Source organism: Pantoea sp. ME81 (assembly GCF_903970985.1).
GTDB classification, from domain to species: domain Bacteria; phylum Pseudomonadota; class Gammaproteobacteria; order Enterobacterales; family Enterobacteriaceae; genus Pantoea; species Pantoea communis.
Window position 1 is genome coordinate 1 of record NZ_CAJCKS010000100.1, and the last position, 18,358, is coordinate 18,358.

The 18,358-nt window shown below is 48.7% G+C and carries 14 protein-coding genes and 3 pseudogenes; 10 read left to right on the forward strand and 7 right to left on the reverse strand.

Features of this window, described 5'->3' with window-relative positions:
• Positions 1-499 (forward strand): annotated as a pseudogene (locus tag H7A81_RS17375) (Fic family protein); the annotation flags it as partial.
• Positions 500-537: 38 nt separating this feature from the next.
• On the opposite strand, the gene H7A81_RS17380 reads toward H7A81_RS17375, so the two are convergent.
• From H7A81_RS17380 to H7A81_RS17390, 3 genes are all read right to left on the reverse strand, one after another.
• Positions 538-1,566 (reverse strand): tyrosine-type recombinase/integrase, encoded by a 1,029-nt coding sequence (locus tag H7A81_RS17380; protein WP_182058197.1) that lies wholly within the window; start codon positions 1,564-1,566, stop codon positions 538-540.
• Between the two features lie 690 nt (positions 1,567-2,256).
• Positions 2,257-3,213, reverse strand: coding sequence for a hypothetical protein (locus H7A81_RS17385; protein ID WP_182058199.1), 957 nt, complete (start codon positions 3,211-3,213; stop codon positions 2,257-2,259).
• Between the two features lie 60 nt (positions 3,214-3,273).
• Complete coding sequence (locus H7A81_RS17390; protein ID WP_182058201.1) at positions 3,274-3,897, reverse strand: hypothetical protein; 624 nt, start codon at positions 3,895-3,897, stop codon at positions 3,274-3,276.
• 190 nt (positions 3,898-4,087) lie between these two features.
• Here H7A81_RS17390 and H7A81_RS17395 point away from each other — a divergent pair, with 190 nt between their 5' ends.
• The gene (locus tag H7A81_RS17395) at positions 4,088-5,203 is read left to right on the forward strand and encodes a hypothetical protein (RefSeq protein WP_182058202.1); all 1,116 of its coding nucleotides are present in this window, start codon (positions 4,088-4,090) and stop codon (positions 5,201-5,203) included.
• A gap of 98 nt (positions 5,204-5,301) precedes the next feature.
• Here H7A81_RS17395 and H7A81_RS17400 read toward each other — a convergent pair whose 3' ends face one another.
• Entirely contained in the window at positions 5,302-6,606 is a 1,305-nt protein-coding gene (locus H7A81_RS17400) for a PIN-like domain-containing protein (RefSeq protein WP_182058204.1), read from the reverse strand.
• A 573-nt stretch (positions 6,607-7,179) separates the two neighbouring features.
• On the opposite strand from H7A81_RS17400, the gene H7A81_RS17405 reads away from it, so the two are divergent.
• Genes H7A81_RS17405 through H7A81_RS17425 form a run of 5 tightly spaced genes read left to right on the forward strand, consistent with a single transcriptional unit; the run spans position 7,180 to position 13,312 of the window.
• The gene (locus H7A81_RS17405; protein WP_182058206.1) at positions 7,180-8,007 is read left to right on the forward strand and encodes a hypothetical protein; all 828 of its coding nucleotides are present in this window, start codon (positions 7,180-7,182) and stop codon (positions 8,005-8,007) included.
• Entirely contained in the window at positions 8,004-9,956 is a 1,953-nt protein-coding gene (locus H7A81_RS17410) for a hypothetical protein (protein WP_182058207.1), read from the forward strand. The genes H7A81_RS17405 and H7A81_RS17410 overlap by 4 nt, the downstream gene beginning before the upstream one ends.
• A gap of 13 nt (positions 9,957-9,969) precedes the next feature.
• Positions 9,970-11,208 (forward strand): hypothetical protein, encoded by a 1,239-nt coding sequence (locus H7A81_RS17415; RefSeq protein ID WP_182058209.1) that lies wholly within the window; start codon positions 9,970-9,972, stop codon positions 11,206-11,208.
• Positions 11,192-11,572 (forward strand): hypothetical protein, encoded by a 381-nt coding sequence (locus tag H7A81_RS17420; protein ID WP_182058211.1) that lies wholly within the window; start codon positions 11,192-11,194, stop codon positions 11,570-11,572. The genes H7A81_RS17415 and H7A81_RS17420 overlap by 17 nt, the downstream gene beginning before the upstream one ends.
• Positions 11,573-13,312 carry an AAA domain-containing protein gene (locus tag H7A81_RS17425; protein WP_182058213.1) on the forward strand — a complete coding sequence of 580 codons (1,740 nt, stop codon included), beginning with the start codon at positions 11,573-11,575 and terminating at the stop codon, positions 13,310-13,312.
• 51 nt (positions 13,313-13,363) lie between these two features.
• On the opposite strand, the pseudogene H7A81_RS27710 reads toward H7A81_RS17425, so the two are convergent.
• A pseudogene (locus H7A81_RS27710) lies at positions 13,364-13,629 on the reverse strand (Rpn family recombination-promoting nuclease/putative transposase); the annotation flags it as partial.
• Between the two features lie 451 nt (positions 13,630-14,080).
• On the opposite strand from H7A81_RS27710, the gene H7A81_RS17440 reads away from it, so the two are divergent.
• The 3 genes and pseudogenes from H7A81_RS17440 to H7A81_RS17450 form a co-directional block, all read left to right on the forward strand.
• Positions 14,081-15,478 carry an ISNCY family transposase gene (locus H7A81_RS17440; RefSeq protein WP_182058217.1) on the forward strand — a complete coding sequence of 466 codons (1,398 nt, stop codon included), beginning with the start codon at positions 14,081-14,083 and terminating at the stop codon, positions 15,476-15,478.
• Between the two features lie 50 nt (positions 15,479-15,528).
• Positions 15,529-16,071 carry a GNAT family N-acetyltransferase gene (locus tag H7A81_RS17445; protein WP_182058219.1) on the forward strand — a complete coding sequence of 181 codons (543 nt, stop codon included), beginning with the start codon at positions 15,529-15,531 and terminating at the stop codon, positions 16,069-16,071.
• A gap of 244 nt (positions 16,072-16,315) precedes the next feature.
• A pseudogene (locus H7A81_RS17450) lies at positions 16,316-16,854 on the forward strand (ISNCY family transposase); the annotation flags it as partial.
• A 32-nt stretch (positions 16,855-16,886) separates the two neighbouring features.
• On the opposite strand, the gene H7A81_RS17455 reads toward H7A81_RS17450, so the two are convergent.
• Entirely contained in the window at positions 16,887-17,585 is a 699-nt protein-coding gene (locus H7A81_RS17455) for a molecular chaperone (RefSeq protein WP_370529963.1), read from the reverse strand.
• Positions 17,582-18,358 (reverse strand): fimbrial protein (locus H7A81_RS17460; protein ID WP_182058223.1); only part of this gene is annotated, 777 nt, incomplete at its 5' end. The genes H7A81_RS17460 and H7A81_RS17455, both read right to left, overlap by 4 nt.

Below are 18,358 nucleotides of genomic sequence, written 5' to 3' on the forward strand. Positions count from 1 at the left end.
GTTTCTGGACGGTAACGGACGTATCGGACGCCTGTTAATCGCGATGTTGCTGGAAGAATGGAAACTGCTTAATGAACCATTGCTGTATGTTTCAGGCTATCTGAAGCAGCATCAGAGATACTACTATCAGTGCCTTACCGAGATACGTTCCAGCGGTAACTGGGAGCAGTGGATTGCTTTTTTCCTGGAAGCCGTGACTATCTCCGCTGAAGAAGTACAGCAGGGCATCATCAGAATTGCGACCCTCTTTGCGGATGACAGAAAAAAGATCCTGTCTCTAAAATCCACATCGGTACACAGTATACGTTTGTTTGAATTTTTACCGACGATGCCGAAGCTGACTGTTGACCGGGCCGTTGAACTGCTGGAGGTGACGTACCCGACAGCCAATACTGCGGTGAAAAGTCTGGTTGAGGCGGGCGTACTGGTTGAAACGTCCGGCAGGCCACGACACCGGAGTTACGAGTACAGGCGGTATGTCGAACTTTTACGGGAATAACAGGATTAATTGCCCGACATGACCCGCTTTCAGGCGAATTATCCATCGTCTTCCATCAGCGAAACCATAGCTCCCTTATGCGCCTCGACCATGCGTATATATCGCATCACCGTCTGGGTCTGGGTCCAGGTTCCTTCCTGCATGATCTGTGCGATTGATACGCCTTTTCTGGCCATATCCTGCGCGGCACCAACGCGTGCACTGTGGCCACTCCAGCTGGAATAGCGCCCTTTGTTGGTTTTAGGCCGCGACTGTTCACCTGCATGATGCCTCGCCCGGCGCCAGATATCTTCCAGACACGGGGCACTCATCGGCTCAGTTGCAATCGCGGTGATCTTATTTGACCTGTGAACGGGGCAGAACAGCACGGCGTCGGGTTCGCCTGCAATGCCCGCTGCATTTATCCACTGCATCAGGCGTTCAGATGAACGTACGCTGAGCGCTTTGACGATGCCACCCGACTGGAGGATGGTTTTCGTCCAGGCCACGTCGAGGATGATGCGCCCGTCTGCCGCGCGTGAGATGTCCCGCACCCGCAGGCGTGATAATTCACTCATGCGCAGCAACGTGCCGTAGGCCACGTGCATAAAGGCGAGGTCACGCAGATGCTGAAGCCTGGGGGAATTATTCCAGGCCGCATCCAGACGGTTCAGATCCGGCCGGCAGAAAGGTACCGCCTGACCGGTGCGCTCTCCCGAGACAACCGCCGTACGGTTGATCTTCTTTCTGGCGCGCACAACGTCGGGCGAAACCGTCGGAGGGACCAGTCCGGCGTTACGGTGTAACATTGCAATCAGCGCGGCGTGCACCGATATGGTTGAGGTTGCCCGGCCAATAGCCTGGAGATGGAAAAGGTAATCCTGCATGTCCTCCGGATACATGGGCAGGAACGAGCGCCGGTTGTCCTGCGACCAGCGCCAGCAGATCCGCATCACGCTCAGCAGCTGCCGCCACGTATTGGGCGAAAAGGCCTCGCGGTGCCGCACGAACGCGGCCAGCTTTGCGGTGAGATCGTCATCAGCGCCGCCGCTGAAGGCCACACAGTTAAAACCGGAGAGTTCGCTCATATTTGCTCAGTATTTGCCCGCATATCAGACGGCAACGCTACGTGAATTCTGAAGAAAGAGCAGGGCAGTTGCCCGTCAGATTTTACGTAGCGCTGCCGGAGTTTTAACCACCTGCGCTCAGGTTCCCGGTCAGCAGTACGGAGTCTAGGTCTCGCCGTTGCGTATAAATGGCCGGAAAGGTCAGGATCCGGCCCGGATCCGCATGATACAGGGGTTTTGTGCGTTTGTCTGGCCTTATATAACTTTTATTATATAAGGTTGAGACTGGTAGTAAGCCCCGCACAGTAGGTAAATGCTATCCCCCCCAGTTCATAAAATGCTTATTATATGAAGTTAGTGATCTTGCAAGGATTATTTTTAGTAAGCCCGAGCTCAAGTGGTGAAGAGAAAGCGCCACTAGGATATACCGGATTGACATATACAACTAAAAACACTGTGTCAAGAAGAATAATTATTTTACGGCAGCACTGCTTTGCGGAAGTTTCTGCAATTCACAGGCTGAATCCGCATAAATAAATGCCGGTCGGCGCGGCGCTCTGGCGTGCAGAATCACGTAAAACACAACATGTGGTGGTAAGGGGCAGTTGATGAGGCACTACATGTAGTGCAGAGGGGGAAGGGGCAGGGCGTGCGGAAGAAAACCACTTCTTCCGCAAGGGTGAATAAACAGTGTGAAGTGACGAGACGTAATTACTCCTCGTCTTCCTCCCATATACCACGGGGCTTGGATATCTGCTCATCATGGCAGAAAAGGCAGACGTAACGATTGCGCTTGCGATTGTACTGCACAGTTCCAAGCGCAGACTCGATAAATTTCCCGTCAAAATTCCAGCTTTTTTCCATGACTGATACACATTTCTTGCAATAGAAACTTTCTTTCTTATTTTCATCTTCAGGATGGTTTTTAGTATAACCAAAATATTCACGCGCTGATTCTTCGGAGCATGCCGAAATAGCCGCGGAAAACTCGTAGTGAGTCTGAAGCATTTCCCACACAATACCAGAGAATTCTTCCTCATCTTCCTGGTGATAACTGATGCCGCCAGAGGAATGCGCCGCTTTATATTGATACCTGTGCCAAATCCAGTGCGCAGAATCAGAATTAAGATTAATATGAGCAAAAACGACTGAAGTGAAAATTAATTCGGGTGATATGTCCGTTTTCATATCAACCGTATGCATAAATCTGTTCCTGAGAATACGCATATCTCTGAACCAGTCGGTAAATTTTACCGGAAATTTTACGGGGGAAAATGTGTCGTGAACTTTTATGAGATCCTGCGCATCAAGCGTATGAAATTCAGAGAACGAAATATTTCCATCACTATCTGCCTTTGGCGTATTACGGGTTGCATTCACTATAAGAAGATAGGGGGAAATATCAACAATAAGACCTTTAATTCTGAATTCCACCGACTGAAGTATTAAGGTGAATGCAGTAATTAATTTGGGGCGCGCAAATAACCAGTAGTGTTCGAGGTTTCTGATTTCATCGTCGGTGAAATGTTCTGATTCGCTGTAAAATCCGTTCCAGATATCTATCTCTCTGTATTCATATGCCAAATCAGCAATTTTTTCCCACGCTTCATTGACCATATGGTCAGCCATAGAATAAAAATCACTTTTCGTAGGGATATCTGTAATCACGTTTAAAACTCCGAAATCAAGGTCATGTGAAGTTTAGGTGAAAAATTAAATGGTATCCAACTACGATTGTTCATCATAATAAGGAGTATCAAAAATATTAACGGACAGATCAACAGTATGCCCTGACAGGCCGGAAATTTTTTCCAGTAGAGCCTCTGGCGTATCGGGGTCGAACTCAACGTAATAACCGACAAGCATGTCATCATTAGTCGTTTGTTCATGAACCTCAAACAAGCCTTGGATTTCATCCAGTTCATCATATTTGAGATTTATTGCATGGGCTATCAGGCGCGTGCGCATGGTTTCATCTTCAGGGTCGTGAGTTTCGCGTGGCAGGGCGGTTAATTCGGCCTTAACTATGCCCTTATCCTTCCAGTTACGCAGATACCCTGACCACAGGTTTGCGCGAAGATTTGAATCTTCATTAAAACGTTTGGCTTCCCAGTGGATCACTTCTCGTTTACCGCTGTTATAGTAGAGTGCAACTTCAGCATGCCCACTGGCGATGAAGGCTGCTTTAAATTCCTTATCATCTTCAGGGCAAAATGAGAGTTCAGGTCTGGTATGGCTGTTCCCTTCGGCAAAGTTCAGAAGTCGCGATATGACCTGCTCAGGGGTGTCAAAGCCCGTGGCGTGCTGTTCCAGGCGTTTGTAAACTGCATCAGAAAGACTAATCTGCGGCATCATAATTACCTTCATAAATGATATAAATTTAATCATATATGATAAAATCAATGAGTCAAGCACAGATGCTTGTACTGGATGGCAATCGATGGCCTGGCTTGTTACCATCCTTAAGAAGAAGTACAAAAATAATGTCAGTACACACCGCAGACTAACAAGACTGCTATCATTACAAAGCAAGGGCTAGAGTATGAGTGTTAAACAAAATAAACAAAACAAAGATGCCTGGTTCAACTCGGTGGTTATGAATGCAATTTACTTCCTGAACAGTTCGGTGAGCAATCTTGATGCTTCACCAAGAGCGGCAATTATAGAGTTGTATACCGCAATTGAGCTAATTTTCAAAGCAAGACTCATGAAAGAGCACTGGTCTCTTGTTATCACGAAACCAGAAAGTGCTAATCTGACGAAATTTGAAAATGGAGATTTCAAGTCTGTCTATTTGTCAGAGTCTGAACAGCGACTTAAAAATATCTGCAATGAAAGTTTTAAAACTGAGGCAATGAATAACTTCAAAGCATTGGGAGAACACAGAAATCAGATTGTTCATTTCGCCCACACTGATTTTAATGGTTCTAATCAGAAGTTAATAATTGAACACTGGTCTTCGTGGTTTTACCTGAGAGACCTGTTGATAAATCAGTGGTCTCCAATTTTTAAAGACTTTACAGCGCAATTCGACGTGCTTCATGAAAACATTTTGAAGCGTAAAGAGTTCTTGCAAGCAAAGTTTGACGAAATTAAAAGCGACATCGATTTAAGAAAATCCAATGGAGATGTGTTCAAGACCTGTACATCATGTGGTCTGAATAGTGCGGTCATTACGCATAGTCATTTTTGGGGAGATGATTTTTATTGTCTTGTTTGTGAAGTCAAAGATAACTTCCCTAAAGAAATTAACACTGAAATACCCTGTGAAAAATGCAGTTCGCCACTCGCGTATTTCCTCAATGCCTCACATGAATGTAAGGTATGTCAGCATATCTGCACTGATGAATATGCTCTTTCTAAATACACTGAAATATATCGAGCTGATTTTGAGGAGGGTGATGATTCCGTAGACGACGTATATCCGGTCGCTTATTGTCATAGCTGCGAATCCGATACTCCATCTGTAGTTGAAGTTGATAACCTCTCCGTTTGCGTTTTCTGCGAAGAACGAGGGTGGGCCATAATGCATTGTGATCGCTGTGGTCACTACGTCACAGGAGATCCCAAAATGATTGAGTATATCGGTTGCTATGTTTGCGAAGACGAGGCCAGACAGGAAATTTTGGCAGAGGTGGCTGCCTTCCAGCCTCAATGATAAAGAAAGATGCTAAATGTCTGCGGAAGAATACCGCTTTCTCCGTAAGATGGAGCGCGTGTCATAAGGAAGGCTTCACGCGCAACAGAACCTAAAAATCATTCTTCAGGCGATTCACTATCCATTTCCTTAAGGAGTTGATGGATGGCTTCTTCTTCCTGAGATGCAGCTATTTTATTCGTAATCTTGTCAAATAAGAATTGATAAGTATTCAGTGAATTTCTTAACTTTTCCTTTTTTAATTCAAGTCCATCAAGCTCAGAGTCATCAAAAGGTATAACTGTTTGCGTGACCAGTGAATCATATTCACGACTGTATTTATGGAGTCTATCCCTAATAGTATAATATAAACCATTCATTTCTTCTTTGGAGTTATCATCTGACAATAATTTATTAATGTAACCTGGATTGCGCTGTAAAAAAGATAATTTCTTCTGAATGCTCCATGTATATTTCTTGCGCTCTTCGTTTTGGCTGGCACTGGCTAACTCATCTATAGCAGACTCACCAATATTCGCATGCAGATGGTTATTTGCGTGATGCAAAAATGTGTCGATGTTCTGGAGAAGGAATTCAGAAGCGCCCTTATTTTTCATCTCAGTAATGAGAGATTCATTTGGCCCACGGGTTTGCCCATCAATTTTATAAAAGAAGTCTGACTTAGCATCGTTTGTTACGTATATAACGGCTCTCTGAGGGTTAGAACCAACGTGATCAAGAACCTGGCTCCAGACGTAATAATCGCCGTACTGCGCGTCATAGTTCAGGCCATTGTATGCGTAGAACTTATTTTCTTTTGCTTTTTCATCATCATAGCCGGGACCAATCTTATACTGATAGCGCGTTTTGCCTGATTTATTCAGTGCGTCTACGGTATTCTGGTCAGCAGGAGCGGGGCCGATCTTTCCATCAGTTAGCTCATCGATTTTGTCACGAATGACATCATGATTATTAATAAAGTCGATGTTTTTCCGGCGTGGTTCAATATGGCTCTTTGAAAACTCATCGGCAGTCTTTTCTAAAGAAAGCAATAGTTCTTCCAGTTCACCACGGAGATTTGAATACCGGGCGATGGTTGAACTGAAATCATTCCCGAAGATTTCCTTTCTCAGCGCTGCCATAGAACTGTTGATTTTACTCGGTATCTTTCCTAACGCTTCCCGACTGTCACTGACGGCTTTTAAACGGTTACGCTGATACTCAAGGCATACCTGATGGGGAAACCAGCATTTATCCTTTATTTTTTCCCAGATTTCAAAGAAACGGTTTCGGGTATCTTCCTCGCACCGGTAAAGAGTCAGGAGAATGTTCGCGTCAAAAACAAATATCGTATCGGCAGATGTAAAAACGTTAGCAATGGTCTCTTCTGAGACGCCGTAGAACCCGGAAAAGCTGGAGCGCATGGCAAATTCCTTTCTGGCTGTGCGATGACTTTAGTGTGATCTTATCCTAAGACTAATGATGAAGTGCAGGAAAATCTCACGTATCACATCCTAAATAGGACAGGATTAGCCGGCATAAGGCTCAGCGTTCTTAACCGCATGGGCGGCGAGGATAACTCAGCGACAGATTCATGGTAAATCAACTACATCAAATTTTAATAATCAGTCAGAAACGAGTATCTGCGCACATTACTACGTCTGCGTTGAGTAGAGAATCCGGGGGTTATCTTATTATTCCCGTCTGGCAACAGTGAGTGCATCATAAGATGGGAGACACAAAAGCGGGCAGCACGCCCACTTTAATTTTAAAAATATTTAACGTTGATTTATCTGAAACAGCAATATGAATCGCGTTAAATATTTGCCTTATGTCAGCACGACCGCATTAATGCTATCTCTTTGAAATAGTGATTGTTTAATTTGTCAGGCTATCACTCTAACATATTCATAACTCATGCAGATTCATTCGCCGCTGGGGGCGGTTGCGCTGCGTCAATTGAATAAGTTTGGCCGTAGCTTAGGGGGTAGATGAGGGTGGGTATTAACAGATTCAATGCTGAACTTATTCAACTAAACAACGAACTTGAGAAAAACCGTCGCGAAGCTGAGCACGTCAGGGCCGACATCGTTTTCTTTGAAACTTTCGATGAGGCTGTGGCGCTTAACGAAAATATGACTTTCACAGAGTTGCTCAGAAAAAAGAAAGAGGCATTTAATTACCTGCAAGTCCAGCCCATCAATCTGCCGCCGCAGGGGTTCTTTGATCGGATTTTTGATCTGGCTGGTTCTTACAAAATTCAGCAGGAAAAAGCCGAAGATGAACATAAGCGCAATAAGGCCAGATTGTCCTCAGAGATATCCAGCCTGGATTTGACCATCAAAGCCGGTCAGGAACGCATCGGAAAATATCATTCGCTTGATGAATACCATCTGCGCGCCATGCTCAGAACCCATGAATGCCGGGAAGAAATACTGCTGAGCAGCATCCAGCACGTCTCGGCAAAACGTGAGAGGTTGATCCAGGCTGTCGGGCCCTTGCTGGAAGATGTGGCGCAATATCGCCAGCAGGAGTCCAGCTATCTCGATGAACTCAGCGCCTGTCAGTCATTCTTGCAACTACTGGTGCTTTACAGTGATGATCCCGTTCAACGCCGCAAGGTGCATGAGGCCTGCGCCGAACAGTTCAACGGTAATGGCCGTCCTGCCGATGTGGCTTACGAGTTGAATAAACAACTGCAAGCGACACAACAGCAAATCAGCAAGCTCGAAGAGCTCATTAATCGCGTCATAGGGAACATTGAATCAGCCACTGAGGCCTCCTCTCAGCGCGAAGGTCTGCATACAGGACCCGCTATTTCATGAGCAAAACGACAAAATTCAAAGACGCGCTTGATCAGGGAGCCTTTCAGTTCCAGGGAATATGGAATCAGGTCCAGGGTGATGCGTTAAATAAAGCGCTTAGCGATTATGGCAAGGGCATTCGCAAATCCATTTCGCTGAAATATGGCAACGGCATTAATAGCCAGTCAATCGACGTGCAGCAGGGCTTCGCCGCAGAAGCGCATCATGTCGGTTCTTTCAATATTGAGGCGGCTGCCAAAGGAAAGAATAATCATCGGGCGACGCTGGATGTTGGGCAGGTTAATGATCCGGTTGCGGATATCCATGTGAATACGCCGGATGGCACCACCCGCCATCAGGTTAAATTTTACAAAGACGGCAAAAGTACCGCTGACGCGCTGTCACCCGAAAAATACGATGGCGTGGGGAAGATTGTTCCCTCTGATCAGGTGGAATCCGTTAAGGCCGCAGCCCATAAGCAGGCGCAGCGTAACCAGGAAACGCGCCCGAATGTTTCACAAAGCAATCAGGACACCGCAAATAATGCGACTGACAAGCTCACCTCCGCCGACGGCGCTGTTTCCAGCACCGGGTTAAATCGCAAAGGTGAGGGAAGTGCAGAGGAGTTAGTCAGCGAGGCGAAAAACAACCAGAACGGGCCTGAATATAAGGAAAAGGCGCGCGTCAGGCAGGAATTCAATGGTATGCAGTACCGCAATGCGGCGCAGGCGGGCGCGATTGCTGGCGCGGCTTCGGAGTCGGTGTCCATTCTGCTGGAATATATGCGCAGCGACGAACCGCTGGATATGGATATGTGTTTTGAAGCCGCCCAGCGCGTGGTGCTGAGTTCCGCGAAAGGGGCGGGTAATGCCCTGCTGATTACGGGCATTCAACACGCAGGCCAGTCATTGCTTGATGCAACCGTCGCGCAGACAGGAAAAACCCTTAGAGGCACGCTAGGCAAACACCTTATCAAAGGTAATGTCGCTGCTGCCGTCGCCCAGATCACCGTCAATCTTGCTCATGACCTGTTCAAATTTTCACGAGGGGAAATTGACAGTATCGAGTTTGCATCTTCTACGATTGGCGGGACAGTGCAGGTTGTCGGGGGAAGCCTGGCATTCAGTCTGGGTGCAGGCGTGGGGACCTATCTCGGGACGTTTGTCAGCGCGTCGATCTCCGGTTATGCCATTGGCGGAACCACGCTGGGCGCGCTGGGCGTTATGGCCAGTGGTGCCGTATTTGCGATCGGTTTTTCGCTGGCAGCAGGCGCGTATGTGAATCACTTTTCCGCGCGAGGGCTGAAAATTGCCAATGACGATATCAAATCCGCGATTGAGAAGCTCCACGGCGGTGCTATCAACATTTCTCAGTATGCGGGTAAAGTAGGCGCCATGTCCGAACTGGCGTTCTCCTGGACGGACTTGTTGCCTTTCAGCGGCGCGATTTCGGTCATCTCTGAATACAGCACCCGCAAAAATCATCTCAAAGCCGTCCAGCGCGATATTTATGCGCAAATTGATGCATTACCTGAGCAGGAACGACAGATCATGCAGGAGCTGGCAGCCGCGTACGCTCAGGAAATCAATCATATTGATGCTCAGTATGAAGCGGCGCGGAGAAGCATCACCGGCCAGGCGTTCGCCCGAATTGACGCGTTTAGCGACGAGCTGAACACCCATCTGCAACGCCAGTATCTGATGTTCACACCGGTGCGCAGGAACTATTTAGCGCACGCCGAGCTTCTGGATACAGAACAACGAAAACAGCAGGAAAAAAACACGCGTCTGCAATCCTTTGCCGCTGAGCTGAGCCTGTTGCAGGACAAACTGAACACCATTGATATCACCGCGCCTGCTGGCGTCGCACTCAAAAAGGAAATGCAAAATATCATCCTCGATCGGATGAGCATGATTATTCCTGACAAGACGGGCTGGGATCAGGCCTGTGATTTCCTTGAGCTGCACTGAGGATTGACAACTTATGCTATTGAAAGCATTTGCTAAATGGTGGGCCGGGTCAAAACTGCAGGAGGAAACTGCGATGACGCAGGCCCTGGTCCGGCGCCTGGAAAATGAGCAGGCGGAAGCGAGCCAGCGTATCAATACCAAAAAGGAAGAATACGCCCGCCAGCTTATTGCTCACCAGGACCAGCGCAACACGGAGCTTGGGCAATATCTCGCGTTCCTGAATAGTCAGTTGGAGAGCGCAGGCGCCTATGTTGCTAATCTCAACAACTTCCACAATCTGATCATGCCATGCATTGAGTCATGGATGAACGTTGACCTTTGTAAGCAAAATATGATTATTATCAATGGTAAAATAAAGGCTATTCATTCCACGATCTCATTAATGGATGCCTGGCGGGAGGAGCTGAATAATCAGGCTCAGCGACAAAGTCGGCAGGCGTGGAGAGAATTCACGGCTCAGCGGCCGCTCACTGTCACCGGCGACTTCATCACTAAAACCCTCACTTCCATAGAACGCTCTGCCAAAATCAGTAACGATGATTTTAATTTTGAGTTAAACCGCCTCAAAAGCCATCGCTCCGAACTATCAAAAAGCCTGGCTTCACTCCGGGTGCAGCGAAATACGCTTTACGAGGAAAGACGGTCTGTTGAAGCATTGCATGATGCAAATAAGAGCGCGTTAGCCGAAGAATATGCATTGTGCATTGCGTCATGGAATATCCTGAGCAAGCGGTTTGAAAATTATTACGCCTATGAATTAACCCATAACAGCTATGCGGACCGCTGGCTTAGGGGGCTTAACGAGGGTGGCTCACTGCCTGAGATCATTAAAGTCATCGGCACAGCAACAGAGATCATCAATTGTGCCAGCGAAGTATTGAGCAACCTGAATGAGCAGTACCAGCCTTATAAAAGGCGGGTGCAGGCTGCGCATGATACTAAAAACTATCCCGCGTCATTCGCCAATGATAAGGCAGAAAAAAAGCGGCTGGCGCCCATGGTGACGGCAGCGTTTCAGGACAAAAAGGAACTGATTGCTGCGCGTGCCATTCTGTTTGCCCGTCGCGACGAACTTAAAGGTTTCGTTGAGAAAATTAAACCGCTGCATCCTGATTCAGCGATAGAGAGCGTTTGTGAAATGCTCAGCGCAGACCGTGAGTTTAATGCTTTTTTTGCCTTCGGGTTTAATACGAAGAAACAGAAACGCTCCCATTGGGAGAAAAAGAAGGCAGAAAATGGAATCACAACTTGAAATGTCCTTTATCTGGCGGCGATCCTCGATAAAGGAGAGCCTTATTGCCGTCACGAAGGCCGTCAATGCGGGCTTCAATACCAGAGAAAAGCTGGTTTCATCCCTGCCTCAATTCTCGCTTTACCGAATTGCGTTAGCCATTGATGCATTAATCACCGCGGATATGGCTGAAAATAATTTTGGTGTGTTAACCATTCATCCGGACATGAATATTGTCTTTGAACTGGTTGCATCAACATTCGTATTGCCTGTACCGGCACAACAGATGGATGCCACGACGCGTCGCATGATTATCAACAGGCTCGGTTGCAGCAACCCGGCGGGCGTCGAATCGCTCCTTCACCTGAAGATTGAAGAGGCATAAATGGACGATCACGCGCTGAGCCTGCTTCCGGAGCCGGATGCGGTTAACGATTTTATCGGTCACATTGATCACTGGCTGGAATACCTGTCGGAACTGGCGCTGACCGCAGACGGTCGCACGCTGCCCAAGCTCCGACGTCAGATCACCTATCTGCTCAGGTTTCGGGCTGGAGCTAACTGTAATATCAACCATAACCGGTTGTTGCAGTATTACTATACTCACCCGGCCAGGGTTAACGGTGATGATCTCTCACTGCCAGGGGAACAATGTAACGCCGGGAACCTGAGGGCCGGGGCAGAAAACAGCGACAAGGTTCAGGCTTTCCTGAAGGAGTACCATGCCAGGGAGGGCGGAAGCACCATGGTGATAACGCCACAGGCCCCCATTCAATCCAGCTATCAGGCTGACGATCCCGCTTTTACCTTAATCGGCAATGCACTGGCCGCTGAAGATTTCTTCTGCATACAGGGGCCGCCCGGCACCGGTAAGACGACGGCTATTGTGGAGATCATTCTGCAAACGGTTAAAGCCAGGCCCGGCGCACGGATCCTGATTAGCTCCGAGACCCACGTCGCTGTCGATAACGCCCTGGACCGCCTCGCTCAGCAATGCGCACCGGAGCTGCTGAACTCAATACTGCGCTACCCACGGTATTCCATCACCGAATTCGAGAGTCCCGAGACAAGACAAACGGATGCGATGAATCGGGCCGATGCACTGTGGCATAACGCGTACCGTGCGGCCCCTCAGCTGACCATGGACCTTTGGGAAACGTTAAAGCAGGGGACAATGGATGAGAACGGCAGGATGAGCCTGCCGCGCTGGCAGGCGCGCATTCTGGGTGAAATGCATCAGATCAACGGTGTGACCTGTAATCAGATTGACCATTTATTCGATGATGAAACTGAGATGTTCGATCTCGTTATCGTCGATGAGTGTTCCAAAGCAACGATGCCCGAATGGCTGATGGCGATGAGCGTTGCCCGCAAGTGCATTCTGGTTGGCGATCATAAACAGCTGCCCCCCACGTTCTGCGCCGAAGAAGCCGAAGTATTGACCCAGATGGATGAACATAAAGAGCAGCTAATCCGCAATGGTGTGCTCGAACGGTTGTTCGAGAACCTGCCCCCGCAGATGAAAGGGATGCTCAACAGGCAGTTCCGTATGCTTCCCCATATCGGTCAGTTCATCTCTCATCACTTCTATAAGGGTGAGTTACAGCACTATCGCACCACTACCGACCACGAGTTTCAGGACTTTGGCTGGTACACCTACAAGTCGTGCGGGCTTCGTGTCCCGGCCCAGCAGGGCAAAGAAAGGAAGATTCTCATTAATGAAGTGGAGGTCCGCATCATTATGAGCCGGCTCACCGACATATTTGAAACCCTCAAACGCTCCGGCAGCAGGAAAAAAATCAGTGTTGCTCTGATCACACCCTATCGCGCCCAATGCAAAGCCTTGCGTGAGACCCTGAGCGCCTTGGCGTTCAGCGAGTTTCTCGCAGTAGAAGTCGATACCGTGGATGCCTTCCAGGGACGACAGGCTGATATTGTGTTTTTCTCGTTCGTGCGCAATACAGGCCCTGCGACGTTCTACGCTGACGACCGGCGCATAAATGTCGCCATCTCACGTGCACGCGATGCCGTTTATCTGATTGGCGATATTGAATATATCCGCAGTAAACGCCTTCCGGTGCTTGATGCTCTAGGTAGCTTGCCGGTTCTGGGAACTCATATGTAGCGCAGCCGCTGATCAATGCCCTTCTCTGCAACTAAGATGCGTTTAAACCGAATCGGGGATGATGGTGATGTCAACCAGCGGGAAATCAGCGCTGTAAAGCTCAGCGGCCTGTTCTGCATCGCTGAACAACTGCAACCAGTTGATGGGATAGGGACTGCGCTTCCCCTGGTAAAATAATACGGTATGACCTGGGGCAGGGTCTTATGTCCGGTTCGGCATCAATATGACGCTGGAATGGCATAGCGCATAAGGCGAAATGCAACATGCCTCACTGGTGAACTCTGATGTTCGATCAAAACCTGGGCGTACCCTTCACCGTGATTGTTGAAAGTCATCACCGGCTGGAAATACCCGAGCGAAAGAAAAAATAATAAAAAACCAACATCGTCAGAGAAACGCCAATAAAAACCAGCGAAAAGCTATAAATTTCCCTTTCATCATTAACATTTCCCTGCGTGATAATACCGCCACCCAATGACTGCTTTATTTAATTTTACATCGATTAAATACGGCATTTGGAGACGGAAAATGGGAGCGTGTTACGGTTTATAGTCAGTGTAAAAGAGCCAAATGAGCTACGTCATGAACCAGGCTCTGAGGAGGTAGTAAGCAGATATCTTTTACATAGTGGCATCTGATGGGCCCGTCGGGATAAGTCATTTAACATAATTATGATTTCGCGCACTTGGATTATTGAGGCAAAGCTGACCTGGCCGTTCTGAGCTATGCTTACCTGGCCGCTTCGGGCTACCTGCTGAGGATCCTGATATGGCGGCTTCTGGTGCGGAGTTTTTCACGATGAACGAAGTTAACCGGCTTAAAGTGATTCAGGACGTTGTTGACCGGCGGCTGACAACCCATCTCGCTGCAGAGCGTCTCGGGATTTCCGACAGGCACTGTCGCCGCCTGCTCCAGCGCTACCGCGCAGACGGTCCGCTGGGTATGGCCGATCGTCGGCGCGGTAATCCCAGCAACTACCAGCTGCCTGCAGGCCTCGCTGAACGTGCGATTCAGATTATCCGTGAGCGCTACTCAGACTTTGGTCCGACGCTCGCCTGCGAGAAGCTGGCCGAGCTGCACGGCGTGACGCTGTCTAAAGAGACCGTGCGCAAGCTGATGATGCAGTCTGGCCTCTGGATCCCGCGCAGGCATCGTGCACCAAAAATCCAGCAACCACGTTACCGCCGCGCCTGCGTCGGCGAACTGATACAGATCGACGGCTGCGAACACCGCTGGTTTGAGGAACGTGGCCCGGCCTGCACGCTGCTGGTTTACGTGGATGACGCGACCAGCCGCCTGATGCAGCTTCACTTCGTCCGCTCCGAGTCCACGTTCACCTACTTTGAAACCACGCGCGGCTATCTTGAACAGCACGGCAAGCCGCTGGCATTTTACAGCGACAAGGCCAGCGTGTTCCGCATCAACAACAAAAATGCGGCTGGCGGCGACGGTCAGACGCAGTTCGGGCGCGCGATGAACGAGCTGAACATCACCGGCATCTGCGCCAACACCAGCTCTGCCAAAGGCCGCGTGGAGCGTGCGCATCTCACGTTGCAGGATCGGCTGGTCAAGGAGCTCAGGCTGCGTGATATCAGTACGCCGGATGCGGCTAACGCCTTTGCCGCTGAGTTTATGGCGGACTACAACCGCCGTTTCGCGAAGGCACCGAGGCACGACTTTGATGTTCATCGTCCGCTCGATGCTGACGACGACCTCAACCAGATATTTACCTGGCGCGAGCTACGCAAGGTCTCAAAAGCGCTGACGGTCCGCTACGATAAGATGCTGTTGCTGCTTGAGGATAACGATGACAGCCGCCGTGCGATGGGTAAATATCTGGATGCCTGGCAGTACCCCGATGGCCGGGTTGAACTGCGAAGCCACGGCACGGTCCTTCCCTACTCTGCATACGACCGGCTGTCTGAAGTTGATCAGGGTGCGATCGTGGATAACAAGCGGCTTGGCCACGCGCTGGCTGTGGCCAAGCTGATGCAGGACAAGCGTGATAATACGCGCTCACAGGCGCTTCCGGCTGGAACCGGACCAAGCCGCAGGAGCGCGAAGAAAGATCCTACTAAAAAGCGGCAGCGTGCAGTCAATGAGGATGATTTACTGGAGGCGATGATTGATTTACAGGCACGAAGTCAGGAGATATTTGGAAGTTGAAGTATTTATCAATACAATCAGAGCGATACCGACATTCACAAGGATGAGAGATGAAGTTATTTTCTACTGAACGGACCGATGTATATCTGCTGACCTTAGACCATTCAACGAGCTTTCAGCGTTTTTTGCTTGATAACAGAGCCAATTTTGCACCCTTTGAACCACTGCGAAACGACGAATATTTTGCAATCAATAACATATCTGACAGGATACGTAATGCGCTGCTCGACTATGAAGAGAGAAAGTGCATCCTTATGGTTTTCACTTTAAAAAATGAAAACGAAATTATAGGAAGTATTAACTTCACCAACTTTATATTCGGTGTTTTTCAGGCATGTTATTTGGGATTTTCACTCGACCAGGCTTATCAGGGGAAGGGATTGATGTATGAGGCATTGAAAGGATCAATTACCTATGTGCATGATAATTATAAAATTCATAGAATAATGGCTAATCATCTTCCTGATAACTTACGCAGCAATAAGACTCTGAGCAGTCTGGGCTTTGCAAAAGAAGGCTATGCGCAATCTTATCTGAAAATAAATGGGCAGTGGCAGGACCACATACTCAACTCACTTATCCTTCCGGAATAAATAAAGATTTTATTGATGCTAATTATGAGGTTTCATCAATCCTGAAATCAGAGGGTTAACCTTATTAAAGTACACTTGTTCTGATAACAATTGGACATCTCAGGTTTGCCTGAACCCGGTCATCTCTGCTTAGCTTCAACATTGATTGTTACTCCAAAGCGCTAATGTCGTAAGGAACAATTCACAGATGTCGTCCCTGAACTAACCCTAAATCTCCTAAGGCTCAGCTCAGGATGCAGACTATATGTTGGTGACCATGACAGATAAAGATCTATACCGGCTCGGCATCATTCAGCGCGTTCACGACCACACTCTGCTGCAGCGTGAAGCTGCGGGACTTCTCGAACTCTCCGTCTGTCAGATTCAGCGTATTCTGCGGCGTTATCGTGAACACGGCGCGGCAAGCCCAGCAACTATCGGCTGCCTGCTGGCCTTACTGAACGTGCGGTTCAGATCATCCGCGAGCACTTCTCAGACTTTGGTCCGACGCTTGCCAGCGAGAAGCTGACCGAACTGCACGGCGTTGTCTTGTCTAAAGAGACCGTGCGCAAGCTGATGATGCAGTCAGGTCTCTGGATCCCACGCAGGGATCGTGCCGCTAAAATTCAGCAATCCCGCTACCGGTGTGCCTGAGTCGGCGAGTTGATACAGATCGACGGCTGCAATCACCGCTGGTTCGAGGAACGCGGCCCGGCCTGCACGCTGCTGGTTTATGTGGATGACACCACCAGTCGCCTGATGCAGCTTCATTTCGTCCGCTCTGAGTCCACGTTCACCTACTATTCCATTGGCCCTCAAACCCCTAACCGGGATAATCAATTGCTATACAGGAAGGTATGTTGCTCACCAGCGTCATTGATATAGCGAAATTCAATGCTAAATGAATCAGACAAAACCTGATTAAAATGAAAAACTTTGTCAGAAAAAGGACGTATCAAAAGGTCGGCGTCCCGCTCACCAAAATTTAATGTTCCGGCGTGGACTTTCACTGCAATTACCGAGAGATGAATCGGAGATGGATTATGACAAGCTATTGATTTATTGTCATTTCGGCGGCAAGTGAGTTCAGGAAGCGCTTTTTCAGGTGTTTCGTTTATTCCCTGCGGTCGATAAAAAACCTTAATTTGTGTATTCATTGTTATCAGAACGCTGTTTTCTACGGAAGCGTCTTTTTTTTCAGGAGGAATCTCATAAATATTAAGCCAGTAAAGCGACTCCCTGTCCTGGGGCACCCGAATCGCATTATAAATGATTCGTACGCCCTTTATGCCATGAGGCTCAAGTCTGAAAACGGACGGAATACTGACAAAAGGCACATCGTTGATATCGGGAGTTCCTTCACCGTTGTCAACCCAGGTCTGGGCCACGACCGGGTAAGTATTCGTATTGGCCAGCATCAATGACTGCTCACGATTGTTTGCCGTATAAATTATCCTTGAGCGTGACGGCATAACCCCTGCAGTGGCTTCATGACACAAGCACAAGTTTAAGAGTAAACAGAGAAAGTATCTCATTGGACCTTCACCAATACGGTGGCGGTAGCTTTCACCTTCCCGGCCGTCACCGTCTGTCCACTAATTTTTGTTAGCGTCGCCAGAAAGTTATAAGAATAGTTAGTGTAGCCTGACGCGCTGCTACCTGAGGCCGTGGCGTTGTTGAGAACGGGATACCAGCCCGCACCACTTCCCATATAACTGCCGTTTAAAGGATCTGTACCGGTCTGACCAATCAGCGTCAGGGCTGCGGTGGGTGCGCTGGCGTAGGCGATGTTAATTCCCACTCCTCGCGCCGTTGTGGCAGCATTGTAATCGTCAGAAAGTAGCATGCTGACGCCGCCTGAACTGTTGACCAGCCCCAGTGAACTTGCCGCGTTATAGGCACCGGATGAAACCTGAAATCCCAGAGCAGTCTGTGAGCTGGCGGTGCCGGAGGTTACGCTGTTGCTGCATTCAACGCTGACACTGAAGTTAGCGGAGCTGGAGAGACCATTGTTCAGTTCGTTAACGGAAATAGAGGGTAATAACACCAGAGGCGTGGCGCTCCTCACAACGCATGTCGGCGTATTATAAAGACGATTGACCGACCGCATGCCGTAACCGAAACCATTATCAGCGCCCCAAAAACGATAATTATAGGCACTATCCTGTCCCTCCTGGTCACTGGTTAACCCCGGGCCATAAAGCTGAATGTAGGCATTCGGTTGCGTACAGCTGTAAGCGACCCCCGCTGTGGTGCCATAGACGATACCGCTTCCCGCTGTATTATTGTTGCCGCAATAGTAGGATGC